At 65.4% G+C, this 21,222-nt stretch carries 15 protein-coding genes; 9 read left to right on the top strand and 6 right to left on the bottom strand.

Annotated features, from left to right (window positions below):
• Nucleotides 1-8: 8 nt before the first annotated feature.
• The 3 genes from tssJ to PW843_28900 form a co-directional block, all read right to left on the bottom strand.
• Nucleotides 9-554: a type VI secretion system lipoprotein TssJ gene (tssJ, locus tag PW843_28910; GenBank protein MDE1150589.1), complete on the bottom strand. Its 546-nt coding sequence runs from the start codon at nt 552-554 to the stop codon at nt 9-11.
• 78 nt (nt 555-632) lie between these two features.
• Complete coding sequence (gene tagH / locus PW843_28905; protein ID MDE1150588.1) at nt 633-1,244, bottom strand: type VI secretion system-associated FHA domain protein TagH; 612 nt, start codon at nt 1,242-1,244, stop codon at nt 633-635.
• Complete coding sequence (locus PW843_28900) at nt 1,186-2,235, bottom strand: FHA domain-containing protein (protein MDE1150587.1); 1,050 nt, start codon at nt 2,233-2,235, stop codon at nt 1,186-1,188. The genes tagH and PW843_28900 overlap by 59 nt, the downstream gene beginning before the upstream one ends.
• A gap of 976 nt (nt 2,236-3,211) precedes the next feature.
• On the opposite strand from PW843_28900, the gene tssI (PW843_28895) reads away from it, so the two are divergent.
• The 7 genes from tssI (PW843_28895) (at nt 3,212) to PW843_28865 (ending at nt 15,027) form a co-directional block, all read left to right on the top strand.
• Entirely contained in the window at nt 3,212-5,671 is a 2,460-nt protein-coding gene (gene tssI, locus PW843_28895) for a type VI secretion system tip protein TssI/VgrG (GenBank protein MDE1150586.1), read from the top strand.
• A 77-nt stretch (nt 5,672-5,748) separates the two neighbouring features.
• Complete coding sequence (locus PW843_28890) at nt 5,749-7,227, top strand: hypothetical protein (protein ID MDE1150585.1); 1,479 nt, start codon at nt 5,749-5,751, stop codon at nt 7,225-7,227.
• A 50-nt stretch (nt 7,228-7,277) separates the two neighbouring features.
• A complete protein-coding gene (tssI, locus tag PW843_28885) occupies nt 7,278-8,996 on the top strand; it encodes a type VI secretion system tip protein TssI/VgrG (GenBank protein ID MDE1150584.1) in 1,719 nt (572 codons plus the stop codon).
• 46 nt (nt 8,997-9,042) lie between these two features.
• Nucleotides 9,043-9,723, top strand: coding sequence for a hypothetical protein (locus tag PW843_28880; protein MDE1150583.1), 681 nt, complete (start codon nt 9,043-9,045; stop codon nt 9,721-9,723).
• 12 nt (nt 9,724-9,735) lie between these two features.
• Nucleotides 9,736-10,182 (top strand): DcrB-related protein, encoded by a 447-nt coding sequence (locus tag PW843_28875; protein MDE1150582.1) that lies wholly within the window; start codon nt 9,736-9,738, stop codon nt 10,180-10,182.
• A gap of 77 nt (nt 10,183-10,259) precedes the next feature.
• Nucleotides 10,260-14,603 (top strand): DUF6531 domain-containing protein, encoded by a 4,344-nt coding sequence (locus PW843_28870; GenBank protein ID MDE1150581.1) that lies wholly within the window; start codon nt 10,260-10,262, stop codon nt 14,601-14,603.
• 4 nt (nt 14,604-14,607) lie between these two features.
• Nucleotides 14,608-15,027: a hypothetical protein gene (locus PW843_28865; GenBank protein ID MDE1150580.1), complete on the top strand. Its 420-nt coding sequence runs from the start codon at nt 14,608-14,610 to the stop codon at nt 15,025-15,027.
• A gap of 166 nt (nt 15,028-15,193) precedes the next feature.
• Here the strand turns inward: PW843_28865 and PW843_28860 are convergent, their stop codons facing one another.
• The gene (locus tag PW843_28860; GenBank protein ID MDE1150579.1) at nt 15,194-16,015 is read right to left on the bottom strand and encodes an IS5 family transposase; all 822 of its coding nucleotides are present in this window, start codon (nt 16,013-16,015) and stop codon (nt 15,194-15,196) included.
• A gap of 45 nt (nt 16,016-16,060) precedes the next feature.
• On the opposite strand from PW843_28860, the gene PW843_28855 reads away from it, so the two are divergent.
• Both PW843_28855 and PW843_28850 read left to right on the top strand, forming a co-directional pair.
• The gene (locus PW843_28855; GenBank protein MDE1150578.1) at nt 16,061-17,692 is read left to right on the top strand and encodes an RHS domain-containing protein; all 1,632 of its coding nucleotides are present in this window, start codon (nt 16,061-16,063) and stop codon (nt 17,690-17,692) included.
• A 1,194-nt stretch (nt 17,693-18,886) separates the two neighbouring features.
• Nucleotides 18,887-19,225 (top strand): hypothetical protein, encoded by a 339-nt coding sequence (locus PW843_28850; protein ID MDE1150577.1) that lies wholly within the window; start codon nt 18,887-18,889, stop codon nt 19,223-19,225.
• A 3-nt stretch (nt 19,226-19,228) separates the two neighbouring features.
• Here the strand turns inward: PW843_28850 and PW843_28845 are convergent, their stop codons facing one another.
• A complete protein-coding gene (locus tag PW843_28845; GenBank protein ID MDE1150576.1) occupies nt 19,229-20,374 on the bottom strand; it encodes a crosslink repair DNA glycosylase YcaQ family protein in 1,146 nt (381 codons plus the stop codon).
• A 76-nt stretch (nt 20,375-20,450) separates the two neighbouring features.
• Complete coding sequence (locus PW843_28840; GenBank protein ID MDE1150575.1) at nt 20,451-20,957, bottom strand: flavin reductase family protein; 507 nt, start codon at nt 20,955-20,957, stop codon at nt 20,451-20,453.
• Nucleotides 20,958-21,222 lie beyond the last annotated feature (265 nt).

The following is a 21,222-nucleotide window of genomic DNA, read 5'->3' as shown; positions in this document are numbered from 1 at the left end:
CCGTATCCTCACTTCATCGCCGTGTCGCGCTTGCCGCTGCCCGGCGGCTGGGCCGGTGCGGCGGCGGCGGACGTGTCGGGCTTCACCACCAGGCCCTTGGCGCCGACGGTGATGTTCAAGGTGACGGAGCCGGTGTCCGGCAGGGCCACGACCTCGCGCCAGTCGGCCTGGTCGATGGCGCGGTAGGCGGCGACGACGCCGACATAGTGAACCTTGTCGTTCTGCGGCAGGGTGATCTCGCGCTTGTCGCCCGGCTGCAGGACGAATTCGTCCCGGCCCAGCTGGTCCGGGCCCAGGGCCTGGGCGTCGTGCTGGATCAGCTGGATGGGGGCGGCGATGGTGAACTTGTCCTTCGACGCCAGCTGATAGACCCGGGTGACGATGGGCGACGGCCGGCCCTGGCTGTCCGGGTTGACATCGGCGCCGACGTTGATGGCGACGGGCACCGTCGTGCGGACGGGCGGTGGCGGCGGCGGTTCGTGGGAACAGCCGGCCAGCAGCAGGGTGGCGGCCGCCAGGATGAGGCGCCAGGACGTGAGGGTTGGGAAGCGCATCGTCGGTTGGACCCTAATGTCGGTTGCCCTGCGTGGGATCACGGGGGGCGGTGGGGTTCGAAAAGGCAGGCCGTCGGCTCAGAGGTTTCTGAACTGCTTGGTGTAGGCGGCGGAGAACTGGGCACCCAGCGGCGGACCGGACGATTGCTCGCCCACCAGGCGCTGATGCACCTGCTCGTACTTTTCCCAGCAGCGGGCCTTGTGGACCTGTGGCAGCATGGAGGCGCCGACGTCGGCCTTGACCGTCTCGGGCGCCAACTGCTCCAGCACGTCGCTGACCACGGTCTTCATGCCGGAGATCAGGGCGACCTCATGCGCCTTGATGTCCCGCAGGCTTTCACGCACGGCCTCCGGCGCGTCCATGAAGCCCGTGACCCGCCGCCCGATCAGCACGGCCAGCGTGCCGTCCAGGTTGGCGGAGAATTTCAGGGGGTTGTTCTCCTTGGCGCGCAGCAGCGTGTGCTCGATCCGGAATTCGGACTTCAGGAAAGCCCGCAGTTCCAGCAACTCACGCAAGCCGCCCACCGCCTCGCGGAAGGCCAAGCCCATCTTGTGCATCATGGCGGCCGCGTCGGCGGCGTCCACCGCGTCCGCCGGCAGGCCGACGCCGGCCAGGAAAGCCTGGAACGGATCAGTGGGAACCGGGGCCGCCGGCGTGGCGGTCGCGGTCGGCGCGGGGGCCGGCTGCACAGGTGCCGGCGCCGCCGCCTGGACCGGCGGCACGGCAACCGGCGGCCGGTGGCGGCATCGGTGCGGCCGGCCGGACCGGCTGCGGGGCTGCCTGCACGGGTGCCGGCGCGACGGCCGCGGCGGCGACGCTGGAATTGATGGGCAGAACGTTGGCGCCGCCCCCTCCCCCGCTGATGGACCCCAGCGACGGGCGGGAAGCGCCACGGCCACCACCCGTACGCGCCACCGGCGCCCGGGCCTCCTGGATTTCGGCCTGGGCCTCGACGAAGCCGTCGCCCACGGCTGTTTCAAGCACGCCCAGTTCGCCGCGGCCGTCCGACCCTTCCACCTGCCAATCCATGGGAATGACGGGGTGCTTGACCTCCGGTGCCTGGAAATAGGCGCTGGTGGCGGGGAAACCCACGGCGTTGGCCTCGGGATCGAAGCCGCCGAAGCCGGGCTCCTCCGCCTCATGCTCACCCAGCATGTCGGTCAGTTGAAGCTCACCGACACGGTCGCCTGCAAGCACCTGGGAGATGGAGGTCGCATGCTGGGCCCGGGCACCAGCCTCACCCAGATTATAATCCAGGGCGCTGTCGGCGTGGTCGAACGCCGCCGCGCGGAAACCGCCGGCCGCCGGCGACAAGGGGGCCAACGAGGCGGGCGTCAAGGACGCGGCGTCATTGGCCTCCTCCGCGATCTCGGCCTTGAAGGCGCAGGGCCCCAGGTTGATCACGTCGCCGTCATTCAGCGGCTGGGAATTGCCGCGACCCAGGGGGGCGCCGCCGTTGCCGACATAGACGCCGTTGGTGCTGGTATCGACCACATGATAGGCTTGGCCGCGCAACTCCACGCGGCAATGCTGCTTGGACAGGTGCCGTTGGGGATCCAGCACCACCCAGTCATTCTCAGGCCCCCGGCCGATGGTGAAGCTGCCGCCGTCACAGACGCGGGTTTCACCTTCGGCAATGGAGCAGTCACCAGCCACAAGAACCCGTAAGACTAGGGCCATCGTATCCTCGCTGGGGCCAGGACTACGCCGTCGACTTGAGAGAGGTCGACGCCGTGTCCAATCTTTTAACGGTAAATTTACCAATCAATGCACGCTGATATAATTCGAAGGGTGGATTCGTCGAGACCCCAGAATCGGTTTTCGGCGGCGTATGCTTTTTGAGGTAGGTGACCGTTGGTATAGGACACCCTCCAGTCAAACGTCATAGTCGCGAAGTAGATTCGCAAATGTCTTGTTGAAGGTGACTGAATGCCACAGGCCTTGGTTTTCCTTAATAAACCGAAAAAACCTATCCACTTGACATAGGATAGGTTGGGTACTGGATGAATGGGGATAAATCGACAAAATTGTCATTAAATATGGGCTTTTAAAAATCCGTCCGACGGGCATTTTTTCAGCTTCAGAACCCTTGGGCACATCAATAACGTGTTAATACGGAGGCACTAGAGAGCCAGACGACGCTTCCAACGCTCTTTCCAGCGCGAATCGGCACAAACAATCGCCACGTAACATAACGTTAACAACTTGGCATCGTCGGTATAGATCGAAATTATTTCCTATACCAAAAGAACGTAAACCATACGCCCAAGAATAATTTTGATCACTTCAAGTTCGTGTCGGAGGCTGTATATCCATATCCTTGGATATGGCCCGCCAACCGGCAAAAATCCTGACATCCTGAAGGGCTATTCATCTACGATTAAAGGGAACATCATCAAAATGTTCAGAAATCGCACCTTTTAAAAGGTGGTATTATCGGCATCGGGCGGCCTTGAAACCGCGCTGCCGCCCCTTAGTTTCCTGTCGCGCGCAAGCTTCAAAAGCACCCAAGGAAACGCATTCAAAAGAGGCTGCGCAAACGGCTGATTAACAATCAGTGACAGTAAACATGCCGATAGATCGGCGGAAAATGAGTATTCCCCGTGGGCTCCCGCCTTCCAGGCATAGTTGAAGATGGGCGCGGTTGAGGAGTTGAATGGACGGCTACACGCAAACGGACCGGCTGCTGTCGATCACCAGCCCCCTGGGCGCCGACCAGCTGCTGCTGGAGGCGCTGAAGGGCGGCGAGGGCGTGTCGGCGCTGTTCGAGTTCAACGCCACCGTGCGCGCCCTGGACGACAACCTGGATCCCAGCGTCCTGGTCGCCCAGGGCGTGGATCTGAACCTGCGCCTGCAGGACGGCGGCTACCGCACCTTCAACGGCGTCGTCGCCTCCTTGACCGGCGGGCACGCCGCCGCGCGCGGGCAGCGCCACTACAATTTGCGTGTCGTCCCCTGGCTCTGGTTCCTCACCCGCACCAGCGACTGCCGCATCTTCCAGAACAAGACCACCCTGGACATCCTGGGCACCATCTTCAGTGAGATGGGCTACACCAACGTCGATTTCTCCGGCGTCACCCCGCCCCCGCCGCGCGAGTATTGCGTCCAGTACCGCGAGACCGACTTCGCCTTCGTCTCCCGCCTGATGGAGGAGGACGGCCTCTATTATTTCTTCCGCCATGAGCCCGGACGCCACACCCTGGTCCTGGGCCAGCAGACCTCCGCCTATCTGGCGGGCGATGAGCCGATGATCCAGTTCAGCGCCGCCTCGGCCCAGACCAACCACATCACCGAATGGCACCGCAGCCACGCCTACCAGGCCAGTTCATGGGCCACCACCGACTACAACTTCCAGACCGCCAAGGCCAACCTGCACCAGACGGTCCCCACCGTCTCAACCTTCCGCCAAGACCCCCAGCACGAGTTTTTCGACTATCCCGGCCTGCACGACACCCCCGGCGACGGCGAGCGCCGCACCAAGCTGGCCATGCAGGCCGAGGAGGTCGAGCGCGAGACCGTGCAGGCCGCCGGCGATTGCCGATCGCTCGCCCCCTGCGGCCGCTTCCAGCTGACCGGCCATCCCGTGGCATCCGAAAACGGCGCCTATGTCGTCCTGTCCGTCAGCCACCGCGCCAGCGACATGAGTTACGAGAGCGGCGGCGCCAGCCGCAGCGGCTACAGCAACCGCCTCACCTGCATGCCGGCGGCCACCCCCTACGCCCCCCGCCGCACCACCCCCCGGCCCACCGTCGCAGGATTGCAGACCGCAACCGTCGTCGGCCCCAAGGGCCAGGAGATCCACAGCGACGCCTTCGGCCGCATCAAGGTCCAGTTCTTCTGGGACCGTCGCGGCCAGTCGGACGAGGGCAGCTCCTGCTGGGTCCGCGTCGCCCAGGGCTGGGCCGGTCGCGGCTTCGGTGCCCAGACCATCCCCCGCATGGGCATGGAGGTCGTCGTCGCCTTCCTGGAAGGCAACCCCGACCGCCCCCTGGTCATCGGCAGCGTCCCCAACTCCGACACCCCCGTCCCCTTAGGCCTGCCGGGCCAGCAGACCCAGACCACCTTCCGCACCGCCAGCAGCCCGGGTGGCGCCGGCTTCAACCTGTTCACCCTGGAAGACAAGGCCGGCGCGGAAGAGATCGCCTTCCACTCCCAGAAAGACCTCTCCATGGTCGTCCAGAACAACATGCTCGAGACGGTGACCAAGGCGGCGGTCCGCCAGGCCAAGCAGCTGATCGCGCTGAAGGTCGGCAACAGCACCATCCAGTTCACGCCCGACAACATCATCCTGACCAGCAACGGCAGCACCGCCGTGCTGGACAAGACCGGCATCCGCTACAAGGCCGGCAAGATCTGGCTGAACATGAAGGCGCCAGCGCAGGCCGATGCGCCCAAACCAGCGGCCGCGGCCCAAGGTGGGACCGCCACGGCATCCGGCGAAGCCTGGGCCGCCAACAAGACGACCGGCCCGGTCACGGCCAAGGTCATGGGCCTGGAAGGCTCCATCACCGCCCACGCCGACCCGACCAAGGCCACGGTGGACGCCAAGGGCGAAATCGCCGCCGCCCGCATTTCCGCCAAAGGCAAGAACGGCTGGGGCGAAATATCGGGCGGCATGGACGTCTTCGCCGCCGAGGGCACCGGTCATGCGGGCGTGACCAACTACGGCGCTGGTGCCGCCGGGGAGGCGAAGGCCGCTGTCCAGCGCGTCCAGGGCGAAGGCGTTCTCGGCGACCTGAACACGGGGGGCGCTGGCCTGAAGGGCACAGGCGAAATCTTCTCCGCTGATGCCAAGGGCCAGGCGCTGCTGGGCGACGACGGACGGTATGTTGGCGCGGCGCTGGGTGGCAAAGCCGGCGCCCGCGTGGCCCAGGCCAGTGCCGAGGAAAACGTCACCATCCCCATCGGATGGATACCCGGGGTGCCCGATGACTGGACCATCGCCCTGAAAGGGGAACAGAGCGGTTCCGCCGGCAGCGCCGGCGTCGGTGCCGGCGGCTATGGCTATTACGATCGGGTGGACCAGCGTGTGCACGGTGGCATTTTCGGTGATCTGGAGGTCGGTCTTGGCATCGAAACCGGCATCGATGCCAGTATAGGGCCCGCCCCGAAATGAGTACGCCACACATGCCCCCCATTTCCGACACGCCTCCGTCGACCGGTCCTGTCCCTGGGCTACCCGGGGACGACGCATTGGGTTTCCCCGCCAGCGTGGCCGCACGGCTGCCACCCCGGGGCCGCACGGCCCGGGTCTTCCTGGGCCTGCTGGCGACCCTGGCCATACTTCTCAGCATCGCCGCCATCGGCGGCAAGTCGATGAGCCCGGTATTCGCCGTTCCCCTGGTGACCGCGATGGCGATCATCGGCTTCATGATTTTCGCCCTGGTGGGCCTACTGCAATGGCGGCAGGTCGCCAACAATTGGAACCGCCGGGCCGGGGCGGATGGACGCAATCCGGATTCAATCCCAGGGCTGTGGCGCCTGTTCCTGGCACCCTACCGCCGATCCGACATCGCCCACATGGTGGCAACGGGGCGCCTGGCGGAACTCATGGCCCTATCGACGCTCGCCATCGTCCTGCTGGGCTTTCTTCTCATCGCCATCATCGGAATACCGCCGGCACACGCGAAGGTAAATGGAATGACCGACCTGCGAACCACCGTCAAAGCCAGCCGTGCCGAGGTGGAGTTGCACTATCTCCGCCAGGACTTCCCCAGCCCCTATCCCGCCTTCGCCTTTGAAGTGATGATCCCGAAGGATTGGCTGTGGTTCGAGAAGGACGGCCGGCCGGCCGCCCCCAATGGTGGTTTGCAGTTGCTGGGCCGTTATGGCGACAAGTCCCAGACCAGCATCACCGAGATCTACGCCCAGCGGCTGGAACGCGAGCTGGCACCGGAAGATTGGCTGGACGGGTGGCTGCCCGCCAACCACTACACCGTGCTGGCACGGCGCAGCATTCCGTCGGAAGCCGGCCGCAACGCCGATGTCCTGGCCTCCCGCACCGTGGAGGGGCGCCCCTATCTCTATCGCATCCGCACCTTCAAGAACGGCCCCTTCCTCTATGTGCTGCACAGCTTCGCCGAGGAGGCACGCTACGCCGATGCGGAGGATAGTTTCCTGGTGGCCGACGCCACCTTCAAGCTGACCGCCGCCAAGCAGCAATCCTATGTGGAAAACCTGCAGAGTGTCGCCCTGAACAAGGTTTTCCAGCTGGGTTTCAAGGTGCCGGCGTCCTGGACGGCACGGGCCGACGAAAGCGTCGATGCCGATTGCCAGGCCTGGAGCCTGTCGAACGGCTCTGGAAGCGAGCGTGTCGGCATGATGACCGTCTATACGGCGCCGCGCGGACGTTTCAAGGATGCCGTCCAGGTCGCGCACCTGGCGGCGGAGGGCATGCGCAAGTTGGGCACCAGTTTCCCCGACGGCACGCTACAGGCTGTGACAACCGATCTGCCCGACATTCATCTGGCGACCGCCGACAGCACCGGCACGATCAACGGCCGCCAGGCGCTGGTGCGCCAGACCGTGATCGTCACCTCCAAGGGCTGGGCCGTTTTCACGCTGCTGACACCAGCCCCCAAGCCCGATCCCTATCTGCTGGCCGCCATCAACAAGCGCGGCCTCGACATTGCCATCACCACGTTGCTGAGCGCCCTGGCGCCTGCGGGCTGATCAACTTCGTAACGACATGAGACGGCCCATCACCGGGCAATGAGGACCCCATGGACGGCTACACGCAAACGGACCGGCTGCTGTCGATCACCAGCCCCTTGGGTGCCGACCAGCTGCTGCTGGAGGCGCTGAAGGGTGGCGAGGGCGTGTCGGCGCTGTTCGAGTTCAACGCCACCGTGCGCGCCCTGGACGACAACCTGGATCCCAGCGTCCTGGTCGCCCAGGGCGTGGATCTGAACCTGCGCCTGCAGGACGGCGTCTACCGCACCTTCAACGGCGTCGTCGCCTCCTTGACCGGCGGGCACGCCGCCGCGCGCGGACAGCGCCACTACAACCTGCGCGTCGTCCCCTGGCTCTGGTTCCTCACCCGCACCAGCGACTGCCGAATCTTCCAGAACAAGACCACCCTGGACATTCTCGCCACCATCTTCGGCGAGATGGGCTACACCAACGTCGATTTCTCCGGCGTCACCCCGCCCCCGCCGCGCGAGTACTGCGTCCAGTACCGCGAGACCGACTTCGCCTTCGTCTCCCGCCTGATGGAAGAGGACGGCCTCTATTATTTCTTCCGCCATGAGCCGGGACGCCACACCCTGGTCCTGGGCCACCAGACCTCCGCCTACCTGGCGGGGGATGAGCCGATGATCCAGTTCAGCGCCGCCTCCGCCCAGACCAACCACATCACCGAATGGCACCGCAGCCACGCCTACCAGGCCAGCTCATGGGCCACCACCGACTACAACTTCCAGACCGCCAAGGCCAACCTGCACCAGACGGTCCCCACCGTCTCAACCTTCCGCCAAGACCCCCAGCACGAGTTTTTCGACTATCCCGGCCTGCACGACACCCCCGGCGACGGCGAGCGCCGCACCAAGCTGGCCATGCAGGCCGAGGAGGTGGAGCGTGAGACCGTACAGGCCGCCGGCGATTGCCGATCGCTCGCCCCCTGCGGCCGCTTCCAGCTGACCGGCCATCCCGTGGCATCCGAAAACGGCGCCTATGTCGTCCTCTCCGTCAGCCACAGCGCCAGCGACATGAGTTACGAGAGCGGCGGCGCCAGCCGCAGCGGCTACAGCAACCGCCTCACCTGCATGCCGGCGGCCACCCCCTACGCCCCCCGCCGCATCACGCCCCGGCCCACCGTCGGCGGATTGCAGACCGCCATGGTCGTCGGTCCCAAGGGCCAGGAGATCCACAGCGACGCTTTCGGCCGCATCAAGGTCCAGTTCTTCTGGGACCGCCGCGGCCAGTCCGACGAGGGCAGTTCCTGCTGGGTCCGTGTCGCCCAGGGCTGGGCCGGTCGAGGCTTCGGTGCCCAGACCATCCCCCGCATGGGCATGGAGGTCGTCGTCGCCTTCCTGGAGGGCAATCCTGACCGCCCCCTGGTCATCGGCAGCGTCCCCAACTCCGACACCCCCGTCCCCTTAGGGTTGCCGGGCCAGCAGACGCAAACCACCTTCCGCACCGCCAGCAGCCCGGGCGGTGGTGGCTTCAACCTGTTCACCCTGGAAGACAAGGCCGGCGCGGAAGAGATCGCCTTCCACTCCCAGAAAGACCTCTCCATGGTCGTCCAGAACAACATGTTCGAGACCATCGGCAAGAACCTGGTGATCACCGCCGGCGAGTTACTGGTGCTGCAAGTCGGCAAAAGCCTGATCCAGATGACCACCGACCACATCATCGTCACCAGCAACGGCAGCACGGTGGTGATGGACAAGGACGGCATCAGCCAGGACGGCCAGAAAATCTGGCTGAACTGCAGCAGCTGACGCCCCGTTTCCCCCAATTTTCGCCCCCGCACCGGGAGAGTTCCGGATGACCACCGTCCCCCTCGCCACCGTCCAGCCCGGCGCCATCGGCGCCAGCCTCGGCATCCAGCCCTACACGCCGCTGTCCGCGTCCGCGGCACCGCCGGGCTTTGGTTCGGCGAGCGCGCTGGGCAGCGGCGCCACCTCGGCCCTGCCGTCCGCCACCTCGGGTTCCAGCCTGGGCACGGCGGCGCAGGCGCTCGGCGGCGGTGCGGGCAACAGCGGCACCGCCGGCACCGTGGCCTCCACCCTGGCCGGCGGCAGCCCATCCTTGACGGCGCCGTCCACCTCATCTTTGGGCACGGGGGCTCTGCCCAGTGTCTCGGCAAATGGCATCCCGGGTGCCACCTCCGCAGGGTCCCTGAGCGGCGGCGCGCTGCCGGGCACCTCCGCCCTGCCCACGGCGGCCAGTGCTTCCGGCCTGCCTTCCACCAGCGGCCTGGCCGGCACACTGCCGTCAGCGCCTTCTTATTCGGCGCCGTCGGTCTCAACGCCCTCGCTCAGCGCGCCGTCGCTGTCGAGTCCGTCGATCACCAGCCCGTCGCTGTCGGCCCCGTCCCTGTCCGGCGGCGCGCTGCCGCAGACCTCCTCGCTCGGCAGCACCGCCCAGGCCGCCCCGCTGCCCAGCACGGGCAGCACCGACGCGGACAGCGCGCTGGCCGTCGCCCGCATCCTGGGCAAAGTGTAAAGGAAACGTTCCATGCCCCAGACCTGCCGCACCCAAGATTTCTCCATCCAGCTGCCCGACAGCTGGGTGGACCGCTCCATGATCGCCTGGTCCGCCCCGCCCAGCGGCAGCCCGGTGGTGCCCAACATCATGGTCGCCTACGACCGGCCCCAGGCGGACGAGACCCTGGGCGGCTATGTCAACCGACAGCTGAAGGACTTGATCGCGCGGGCGCGCAGCTTCCAGCTGATCACCCGGCAGGATGTCATGCTGGCCGGCCGGGCGGCGGTGGAACTGGTGTTCCAGTGGGACGCCGGCGCCGGCCCCATCAAGCAGCGCCAGATCTACAGCCTGCTGCCCGACGGCCGCAACATCACCATCGTCAACACCGCCCGGCTGCCGGAATTCCCCGATGCCGACGCGCAGTTCATGCAGATCCTGAACAGCTTCGCCTGGCCGGCGGCACCCGCCAGCACCTGACGCCCCCTCCCGCCCGGAACGCCCCCATGTCCCTGATCCCCTCTTTGCCGGCCGCCCCCGGCCACCGGAGCTGACCCATGCCGGACAGCGCACCGCAGTATGGGGCTGCCCGGCTGGAGGACCCCATCCAGCACACCAGCGCCTTGAGCGGCTTCCTGGTCGGCGCCGCCATCGGCCTGGGCGCCGCCCTGGCCGTCATCGCCGTGGTGGGCACGGGCGGAGCGGCGCTGGGCGTGATCGCGGCGGTGGGCGGGGCCATGGCGGCCACCGGCGGCGGCGCCCTGCTGGGCGAAGCGCTGGGCAGCACCTTCGCCGACCAGACGGGCGTGATCGCGCCCGAATGCTCCGACAACGTGCTGATCAACGACAAGCCCGCCGCCCGCGCCGTCCAGGACGCGGCGGCGTGCTCACGCGACGGCCCGCCGGACCAGCACATCGCCCAGGGCAGCAAGACCGTCTTCATCAACGGCAAGCCGGCCGCCCGCATCGGCGACAAGCTGGAATGCGACGGGTCCATCATGGACGGCTCGCACGACGTCTTCATCGGGCGCGAGCCCGAAACCTACATGCCCATCCATGGCGAGGTGCCGGCCTGGGCCAACACCCTGGCCCAGGTGCTGATGATCGGCGGGTCGCTGCTAGCCCTGGGGGCGGGTGCGGCCGGCGCTTTCATGGCCGAGGGCATGTGCGGCCTGCTGGGCTTCGGCGAAAGCACGGTCGCCAGCCTGGCGCTGGGGGCGGTGGGCGCCAAGGTGGGCGGCGCCATCGGCCAGGCCGTGGGTGGCGAGCGCGGGCGCATCATCGGCGAGGCGCTGGGCGGCGCGCTGGGCGGCTATGCCGGCGCCAAGGGCGCCAGCCGCCTCACCGCCGGCCATCCGGTGGACGTGGCGACGGGTGAACTGTTCACCGAAGCCGCGGATTTCGGGGTGCCGGGCCCCCTGCCCCTCGCCTGGTCGCGCGTCTGGTTCTCAAGCTCCACCCACCAGGGCGACCTGGGTTCCGGCTGGCATCACCCTTATGACATGGCGCTGTATCGCTGGGTCAACGGCGGCGGCTGGGCAGCGCGGCTGGCGGATGGCCGCCTGGCCTTTTTCAGCGACCCCGCGCCCGGCCGGCCCACCCTGAACCTGGTGGAGCGGCTGGTCCTGCACACCGACGGGCAACGCTATTGGCTGAGCACCTACGCCGGCATGGTCTACCTGTTCGGGGACCGCGACACCGACAGCGGCCTGCGCCGCCTGGTCCATATCGTCGATCCCAACGACAACGCCATCACCCTGCATCGCGGCGCCAACGGCCGGCTGACCGGCATCCAGGACGCCGCCGGCCGCGCCTATGCCATGACCACGGACGAAGCCGGACGCATCACCGCCGTGGACGGCCCCGCCCCAGATGCCGGGGGCACCCTGCGCCTGGTCAGCTATGTCTATGACGACGCCGGCGACCTGGTGCAGGCGACCGACGCGCGCGGCAACGCCTGGCACTATCGCTACGACAACCATCTGCTGGTGGAGGAGACGCGGCGCGGCGGCCTGGCCTTCCACTTCGTCTGGGATGATGTGGCGCTGGGTCGGCGGGCGCGTTGCGTCGACACCTGGGGCGTGACGCTGGACGGCGAGCCCGGGCTTTACCGGGCGCAACTGTCCTACGATACCGAGGCCCACACCACGGTGGTCACCACCGGCCGGGGTGCTGTCACCCGCTATCGCTGGAACAGTCTGGGCCTGGTGGATGAAGAGGTGGATCCGCTGGGCGGCATCACCCGTCGCCGCTATGACGAGGCCGGCAACCTGCTGGCCGTCGTCGGGCCGGACGGCACCACCAGCCAGGCCATCTATGACGATCTGGGCCGCCTGGTCGAACGGATGGGCCCGGACGGCGGCACCCTCACCCTGGCCTACGGCGCCGCTGGCCTGACCGACCCCACCCTGGGACGGCCTGTCCAGGTGACCTCGGTCGATGGCGCCGTGTACCGCTACGCCTATGACCGGCGCGGCAACCTGGCCAGCCACACCGACCCGCTGGGCCACACCGTGCGTTATCTGCGCGACACGCGCGGCCAGCCGCTGGCCGTGCAGGACGGCCTGGGCGTGATACGGCGCTATACTTGGTCGACCGCCGGCGACCTGCTGGCGGAAGGGACCGACAAGGCCATCTCGCGGCGTTATGGCCATGACGCCCTGGGCCGTGTGGTCGAGGTGCGGCGGGCCAATGACGCGCCCGTGCGGATGGTCCGCGACGCCAACGGCAACATCACCGCCGTCCATCGTCCCGACGGCGGCACCGTCACGCTGGAATACGACGCGGAGGACCACGTCACCCGCCACACCGACCCGCTGGGCCGGGCGACGCGCTGGCGCTATGACGGCCTGCCCTATCCGCTGGAGCGGACATCGGCCGACGGTTCCGTCTTCCGCTACGCCTATGACAGCGACCTGAACCTGGTGGGCCTGACCAACCAGAAGGGCGAGCATTACGCCCTGGATTACGATCTGGTCGGGCGGCTGGTGGGCGAGACCGGGTTCGATGGCCGCCGGCTGGATTATCAGCGCGATGGCGCCGGCCACGTCATGGCGGTGGAGGACCAGGGACGGACCACGCGCTATGCCCGCGACATCGTGGGCCGGCTGCTGGAAACCCAGTATGCCGACGGCCGCGTCAACCGCTTCGCTTATGACGGCGCCGGCCGGCTGGTCACAGCCGATACCCCGGATACCCACGTCGGCTTCGCCTATGACCCCATCGGCCGCCTGCTGGCCGAAACGCAGGGCGGGCTTGAGATACGGCACGTGCGCGACCAGCGGGGCCGGCGCATCGCGACATTGCTGCCCGATGGGCGGCGCATTGATGTGGCCTGGACGCCCGAGAACCGGCCGGCGGCGGTCGGCCTGGACGGCACGGCGCTGGCCCGCTTCGCCCATGACGCGGCGGGGCGTGAGGTGGAACGCCTGGCCGGCGGCATCCACCAGGTCCAGGCCTTCGACCCGCAAGGCCGCCTGGTGCGCCAGGAAGGCCGCCGGCGGGCGGCGGGCGGTGTGGGCGATCCCGTCTACGCCCGCGCCTACGGCTACGACGCCGCCGACACCCTGACCCTGCTGGAGGATGCGCGTCGCGGCGTGAAGCAGTACCGCTATGACGCCTGCGACCGGCTGCTGGCGGTGGACGGCACCAATCCGGAGCAGTTCGTCACCGACCCCGCCGGTAACATCCTGGCCGCCGGCCCGGATGCGGAGTTCTGGGGCGGCGAGGCCAGGGGTGACCGCCTGCTGGTGCACGGCGACGCCAAGTTCCAGTACGATTCCTGGGGCAACCGGGTGAAGGAATGGCGGGCCGCCGGCGGCGCCGTGACGGTGGATTACCGCTACGACGCCGGCAACCGCCTGGCCGAGGTGGAGGAGAACAGCCGCAAGGGCCGCACCCTCACCCGTTTCGCCTACGACGCCCTGGGCCGCCGCGTGTGGAAGGAAAGCGCCCACACCCCGCCCGCCGCCGCCAACGACGCGGCAACGGCAGCGGCTCCGGCCTGGCAGCGCACCAGCTTCCTATGGGACGGCGACACCCTGCTGGCCGAAAGCGGCCAGACGCCGGAGAACGCCGCCGATCCGCTGGCCACGCTCTACATCTACGAACCCGGCAGCTTCCGTCCCCTGGCCCAGCTACGCCGCGCCAACGCCGACGCGCCCACCCAGGCCTATCACTATCACCTGGACCATCTGGGCACGCCGCAGGAACTGACCAACGACAACGGCGAGGTGGTCTGGGCCGCCGACCACAAGGCCTGGGGCCAGCTGGCCCGCACCTATGTCGCCACCGTGCCCAACCCGCTGCGGTTCCAGGGCCAGTACCATGACGCCGAAACCGGCCTGCACTATAACCGCCACCGCTATTACGCCCCGGCCCAGGGCCGCTTCATCAACCAGGACCCTATCCGCCTGAGGGGCGGCAGCAACATTGCCGCCTATGCGCCCAATCCGGTACAGTGGGTCGATCCGATGGGACTGGCGTGCGGGTTGGAGGGAGAGGCACTCACCCCCGCTGAACAGGCCAAGGCTTGGCAGGGAAATGAACGATATCCTGGCGTCGATGACTATAAGGACATCACCCTGCAAAAAGGACAGATTGTGGTGGGCGCGTCGCCCGGCCCCTCCGAATACTACACCACGATGGAAGCATACGAGGCGACCGGAGGCACAGCGGAGGGTTATTATAACAATCTCCAAATTAGACCGAATATAGATAATCCAGACTTCCCAAAATACCGTAGCGGCGTAACCGTTTATGAGGTAGCGGAGGAAGCGCCTGCGGCAACGGGCCAGACGCTTGCCAACCCGCAATATGGAACCGGCGGCGCAACGCAGGTATTCATCCCTAGTTACAAGACGTCTCTAAAGCCATTATACTCAATTCCATTCGGGAACTAAAAATATGAAAGCAAATATAAACGCAATTTTAGGATTAATTTATCTAGGAAATCAAATAATATTGCAAAAAGGATTGAATATTTCTACTGCAAGATCTTCTGGCATTAACATACTTAGAGAAGATGATATGAAAACCGGTTGGATATACATTCTAACTGGCCCATATGATTTTGATGGAGATCGCGGCCATGTCTCCTTATCTTTTTTCAATGGAAATTTGAATAAGATAAGCATTTCTCTTACCCGAAAAAATGTGTCCATGGAAGATTTGGCTGAGGTCCATAAGCAATATCTTGAGCAGAAGCTCGGCCCCCCAGATACTCAAGACCGAACGGCGGTAAGATATCTCTTTCAGTGGGGCAGTATAGCATCGAGCTACGATCCCCGTGGCGGTTCCAGCAGCATCATAATTTCCTGGAGTTAGCCATACGCACGACACATGACCGTATACGCATCTGCGGCGCGCAATCTTAAGCCACGTTCCACGCCCCCCAGCGGGGCGTGACATAAGAGTCCGTTTAGGAATCAGAGATGAGCGTTTCGTCGTAGATCATGGCCTGAGAGTCCGGCCCGGAATCGGATAGGTAGTTTTATGTCCTTGCCAATCTCCTGGTGAGGAGCTTGACGCTGGCAGTGAAGATCCAAGCCGTTGCGGTGTCGGTTCCCCGTTCGAAGTCCTTGGCGAGGCGGCGATTCCGGCCCAACCAGGCGAAGGTCCGTTCCACCACCCAGCGCTTGGGCAGGACGACGAAGCCCTGGGCGGTGTCGGATCGCTTGATGATCTCCAGGGTCCAATTACCCATGGTGGCCAGGGCGGTCTCCAACTTGTCGCCCGCGTAGCCGCCATCGGCGAAGACATGCCGCAGCCACGGGAACGCGGCGCGGATCGAAGCCAGTACCGAAGGAGCGCCATCGCGGTCCTGGATATCGGCGCCATGAACAACCGCACCAACCAGTAACCCATTGGTATCCGTGATGATATGGCGTTTGCGGCCTTTCACCTTCTTGCCTGCGTCATACCCACGCACGCCACCGGCCTCCGTGGTCTTGGCCGATTGGCTGTCGATCACCCCGGCGCTGGGGCTGGCCTCGCGGCCCATCCTTTCCCGCGCACGCATCAGCAGCAGATGGTTCACCCGCTTCCACGTCCCGTCGTTCCGCCAAGTGTAGAAGTAACGCTGTACCGTTGTCCGCGGCGGAAAGCTGTCCGGCAGCATCCGCCACGCGCATCCGCCCTCCAGCACGTAGAAAATCGCCTCCACCACCGACCGTAGCTCCACCTCACGCGGACGGCCCCGCCGGTACGCGACAGGAAGCGCCGGGCACAGGACGTCCCATTCTTCGTTCGTCAGATCGCTTGCATACTTCAGATGATCCCGCCGATACTGACGACGGGTGGTATCAGTCCACATAATCTTGGGATCCATTCTCGTCTTCGCAAACAGAACGAATCACAAGTGACTGATATCACTCCACTTATTTATGGGCCAGGCTCTGAGAGGCATCGGTTCCTGGACGGCACGGCGCTGGCCCGCTTCGCCCATGACGCGGCGGGGCGTGAGGTGGAACGCCTGGCCGGCGGCATCCACCAGGTGCAGGCCTTCGACCCGCAAGGCCGCCTGGTGCGCCAGGAAGGCCGGCGCCGGGCAACGGGCGGCGTGGGCGCTCCCGTCTACGCCCGCACCTACGGCTACGACGCCGCCGACACCCTGACCCTGCTGGAGGATGCGCGGCGCGGCGTGAAGCAGTACCGCTATGACGCCTGCGACCGGCTGCTGGCGGTGGACGGCACCAATCCGGAGCAGTTCGTCACCGACCCCGCCGGTAACATCCTGGCCGCCGGCCCGGATGCGGAGTTCTGGGGCGGCGAGGCCAGGGGTGACCGCCTGCTGGTGCACGGCGACGCCAAGTTCCAGTACGATGCCTGGGGTAACCGGGTGAAGGAATGGCGGGCCGCCGGCGGCGCCGTGGCGGTGGATTACCGCTACGACGCCGGCAACCGCCTGGCGGAGGTGGAGGAGAACAGCCGTAAGGGCCGCACGCTCACCCGCTTCGGCTACGACGCCCTGGGCCGCCGCGTGTGGAAGGAAAGCGCCCACACCCCGCCCGCCGCCGCCAACGACGCGGCAACGGCAGCGGCTCCGGCCTGGCAGCGCACCAGCTTCCTGTGGGACGGCGACACCCTGCTGGCCGAAAGCGGCCAGACGCCGGAGAACGCCGCCGATCCGCTGGCCACGCTCTACATCTACGAACCCGGCAGCTTCCGTCCCCTGGCCCAGCTACGCCGCGCCAACGCCGACGCGCCCACCCAGGCCTATCACTATCACCTGGACCATCTGGGCACGCCGCAGGAACTGACCAACGACAACGGCGAGGTGGTCTGGGCCGCCGACCACAAGGCCTGGGGCCAGCTGGCCCGCACCTATGTCGCCACCGTGCCCAACCCGCTGCGGTTCCAGGGCCAGTACCACGATACCGAAACCGGCCTGCACTACAACCGCCACCGCTATTACGCCCCGGCCCAGGGGCGCTTCATCAACCAGGACCCCATCCGCCTGAGGGGCGGCAGCAACATTGCCGCCTATGCGCCCAATCCCATACAGTGGGTGGACCCGCTGGGGCTGGCTTGTGGGTTGGAACTCAGTGAAGCGCAACAGGCCGAGATCCTTGGAACACCCAAAGGATCACGCCCCAATCCATCGACCTACTTCTCACAAGAAGCGATCGACGCCCACCTGGAGCCTTTCCAGGGAGGCGTGACAAAAATAACCTCTTACACCCCCACTGAGAATCTTGGACCACCAGGCGGCACTTTCGTGATGCCCAAGTCTGTGGCCGACGACTTGATTACAAATGCGGGAGGAAGCGTCACCGAGCTTGAGCAGAGCCTCAGCCTGGAGCCCGGTACCTTGGGCGATAATCCCATGCGGGTTGACGTTCCCAATCCGCAAGGTCTACGCATGTCGGACGGAAACGAGCTGGGGGCGAATTCGCAATGGGTGCCGGGCGGCCGCACAGCCGGCGGCATTCCGGAAGCGACCATCGACCCAGCCCCGCCTGGCACGTATTTCGCCACCCCGATATTTTGAGAGGGATCATGATCATAGCTTCCGCATTCGGTGTTAAAATCATAAGAAAGGACGGTTCCCTGTATGCCCGATATGATCGGGGAGAAATTGTCCCTGATTTTGTTGATGTCGAGATCACTCAAGATGAGTGCGAAAGAATACAGAAGAGCGAAAATGATGCATACTCTGTTCTTCTCGAAACACAGAATCAGAATAGGAAGGTATTTAAGGCAACGCCATAACCAACAATATTTGCATGGTATTATTCACAAAATCATTGAGTTGAGTTTGATTATACCCACAAGAATTTTGCGTGCAGGCTGAGGGGCGGCAGCAACATTGCCGCCTACGCGCCCAATCCCATACAGTGGGTGAACCCGCTGGGGTTGGCTTGTGGGTTACTCCCAGCGCCTGGGGGGTATGACCCGTGGATGCCTGAAACTCCGATGAATTCTTATCCTGTACCGAAGGGGGGCAATGCCAGAACAGATATACAGATAAACTGCATGTACAGAGATGGAGTATGCCCCTGAGGGCTTGGCCCACAAATCGTGATTGCCGTCTAGAGTGGTATCTTGGCAACGCCCCTTCTGGCCATGATTTGACTAAAACGGCGCCGATCGCGACCAAGAGAAGGATATGCTCCATGATATTAAGAATATCGGAACTCCATACGGATGGGATTTCGACGCTGGGTTGGATTTTTGATCGAAACCCCATAAATATTTCGCTCGACGGAGTAAATTTCATACAAGCAGATCAGGAAAGATGCTTAATATTCGTGCTGAAAAATAAGGACAACGAAAATATACCGTGCAAATTAAACATATTTAATGAAGAAGGAGACATTGTAGCCGAACTCAATCCCCCAGAGGGTTTTAAATTCTATTATTTAATACCATACCCAAAATTAGGCGTATCTGTCGTATGTTCCACGGACAATCCCATTAATGGATGGCCGGATTGGCACTTCGGCTACGATGACCAAAAAAGAGAACTGTATCGTCACGCCCCTTCCTATTGAAGGGGAATGCCGGGCCCGCCACCACGATGATCGGCTGATCATGCGACCCGGCAGTGACCGGGGGTGACCCGATTTGAGCGAGAACATGGGTGATATCGGTCGCAATTGGACTCCTCACGAACGGCCAATTGGGCCGCCGACCGGATGGGGAAGCGCTGGCGGGCCTTCAGTTACTGGTGGAAGTGAACACCATGGCGGCTGACCCGCTGAACCATATCCTTGTCACCGACATCGCCGGCGGACGTGCGGTGGCCCGCGCCGCCACGACGGCGCAGCGGCAGGCGCTGATGGATTTGGGCTTCACGGCCTCCGGTGCCGATGACACCCTGTCGCGCGCCCTCCCCGACGCCGCCGACCGGCTGGCGCTGGTCCAGCGGCTGATCGCCTTGGACGCGCTGTTTTCCGATGGCCGCGACTGGTGTCCCGCCGCATTGGTCGGGCATCTCAAGGATTTGGGGCTGATCAAGACATCCTACCGCGTTATCGCATGGTCGGGCCCCGGCGCCTTCACCATCCGCACGGAGCGATAGCGCTCACGCCAGCTGAAACCGCTCGAACCGCGCCAGCGCGTCCTCGATGGCGGCCTTCAGGTCCGGGCGTTCCGGCACCATCCAGGTCCATTGCTGCATCAGCAGGCGACGATTGGCGCGGTCGGTCTTGAGGTCCAATGCCGCCACGACCTGATCGCCCACCAGCACCGGCAGGGCGAAATAGCCCAGCACCCGCTTGGGCGGCGGCACGTAGGCCTCGAAACGGTGGACATAGCCGAACAGCATCTCCAGCCGCTTGCGCTGGATGACCAGCGGGTCGAAAGGCGACAGGATGTGCACCAGGGGTGCGGTGCCATCCCCGGCCGTGGCCAGCGCCGCGGGTGTCGCCCAGTGCACCACCTTCTCAAAGCTTTGCACCTGCACGGGCACCAATTCCCGGCGGCGCACCAAGCGGTCGATCAGTGGCGCCACCTGCGCCTTCAGGGGCAGGCTGCCATAGCAGATGGAATCCAGGCTGACCAATCCCTGCGCCGTCAGCGCGCGGCGCAGCGTGTACTCCGCGATCTGCGCGTCCGTGGCGGGGCGCGGCCGTGTTTCCCAGCCGAAATGGCGGTCGGCCAGGTCATAGGCCTTCAGCATGCCGGTGCGCCGGGCGATGGCCAGGTCGCCGTTGTAGAAACCGAACCGCATCAGGCGCTTGGACGGCTTGCGGCTGGCCCAGGGGTGGGTCTTTTCCTCCAGCACCTCGTCCTCGATATCGCGGATGCTGAGCGCCCCCTCCTCCCGGATGCGGCGCAGCAGGGCGCGGTATTCCGCAGGCTCGATGGCGGCATAGCTGGCCGGCGGATCGGTGCGGACCCGCCGCATCGCCGGCATGAAATAGCGATAGTCGCGCGTGGGCACATAGGCCAGCGCGTGGGTCCAGTATTCGAACACCGAGCGGTCGGTGGACTGCGCCTGTTCCAGATCCGCGCGGGCATAGTCGGGGATGCGCGTGAACAGGATGTGGTGGTGGCTGCGCTCGATGACGTTGATGGTGTCGATCTGGACATAGCCCAGATGTTCCACCGCCGCCCGCGTCGCGTCCGCCCCCGCGCCGAAGGGCGCCGGTTCCACCAGACGCTGGGCGTTCAGCCAGATGGCGCGCGCCTGCGCGGGCGTAAGCGTGACGGAAGATGCAGGCGCCATGTCCTTGAGCCCCGGTAACCTTGGTGTCGCCCGAGCTTATACCGGCATGCCGCCACGGTTGCCTGTGACGGAAGCCTCAACCCAGCCGGCGATAACCGCCGTCGGCGTACAGCAACGGGTTCACTTCATCCAGGTTGCGGGTCCACAGCACCTCACCCACGATGACACGGTGGCTGCCGTGCGGCAGTTCGGCGGCGCGGCGGCAGACCAGCACCGACTGGGCGCCGATCAGGACCGGCGCGCCCATCACGTCTTCCCACGCGCCTTCCTCGAACCGGTCCTCCTTGCGCTGGGAGGAACCGAAGGCCTGGGAGATGGCGTGCTGGTCGGCATGCAGGATGTTGATGGCGTAGGTGTCCGCCGCCAGCAGCCGGTCGTGCATGCTGGCCGACCGGTTCAGGGCGATCAGCACCGACGGCGGATCGAAGCTGAGCGAGCACAGCGCGCTGACCGTGGTGCCGGCGGGCCCCTGCGCATCCCGCAACGTCACCACTGAAACGGTGGCGGCCAGGCGGCGCATGGCCAGGCGCAGGCCATCCACCAGGGTGGCATCGGGGGCGGCGGAGAGGGACGTGGACGACATGGGGCCTCTGGCAAGGAACGGCGCGGTAGCGAAGGTTTCGGCGCCCACACCTTACCCGTCCGCACCATAGATGCCAGCCCCTTGTTTGGCGCCTGACCGCAGGCTGGAATGCCCAGGCGCCATCGCGGGGGCCGGGCCGGTGGCGACGACGGGGCACCCACATCGGCTTAAGCCGTCCGAGGCCGCCGCCCCTTGCCACCCAAAGTTTCCGGACGGCTTGGCGTCCCCATGACCACATCGGCGGTTTCCCGCATGACGGGTAGCG

This window comes from Azospirillaceae bacterium, from assembly GCA_028283825.1.
GTDB lineage: Bacteria > Pseudomonadota > Alphaproteobacteria > Azospirillales > Azospirillaceae > Nitrospirillum.
Note: the sequence above shows the minus strand (reverse complement) of the source record. Positions and strands in the feature narration are given on the sequence as shown.

Excerpts from the sequence above, each read along its gene's own strand:
- PW843_28850 (MDE1150577.1), top strand. The coding sequence starts at position 18,887 with ATGGCGGCTGACCCGCTGAACCATATCCTTGTCACCGACATCGCCGGC.
- tssJ (MDE1150589.1), bottom strand. The coding sequence starts at position 554 with ATGCGCTTCCCAACCCTCACGTCCTGGCGCCTCATCCTGGCGGCCGCC.
- tssI (MDE1150586.1), top strand. The coding sequence starts at position 3,212 with ATGGACGGCTACACGCAAACGGACCGGCTGCTGTCGATCACCAGCCCC.
- PW843_28880 (MDE1150583.1), top strand. The coding sequence starts at position 9,043 with ATGACCACCGTCCCCCTCGCCACCGTCCAGCCCGGCGCCATCGGCGCC.
- PW843_28840 (MDE1150575.1), bottom strand. The coding sequence starts at position 20,957 with ATGTCGTCCACGTCCCTCTCCGCCGCCCCCGATGCCACCCTGGTGGAT.
- tssI (MDE1150584.1), top strand. The coding sequence starts at position 7,278 with ATGGACGGCTACACGCAAACGGACCGGCTGCTGTCGATCACCAGCCCC.
- PW843_28860 (MDE1150579.1), bottom strand. The coding sequence starts at position 16,015 with ATGTGGACTGATACCACCCGTCGTCAGTATCGGCGGGATCATCTGAAG.
- PW843_28875 (MDE1150582.1), top strand. The coding sequence starts at position 9,736 with ATGCCCCAGACCTGCCGCACCCAAGATTTCTCCATCCAGCTGCCCGAC.
- PW843_28870 (MDE1150581.1), top strand. The coding sequence starts at position 10,260 with ATGCCGGACAGCGCACCGCAGTATGGGGCTGCCCGGCTGGAGGACCCC.
- PW843_28900 (MDE1150587.1), bottom strand. The coding sequence starts at position 2,235 with ATGGCCCTAGTCTTACGGGTTCTTGTGGCTGGTGACTGCTCCATTGCC.
- PW843_28845 (MDE1150576.1), bottom strand. The coding sequence starts at position 20,374 with ATGGCGCCTGCATCTTCCGTCACGCTTACGCCCGCGCAGGCGCGCGCC.
- PW843_28865 (MDE1150580.1), top strand. The coding sequence starts at position 14,608 with ATGAAAGCAAATATAAACGCAATTTTAGGATTAATTTATCTAGGAAAT.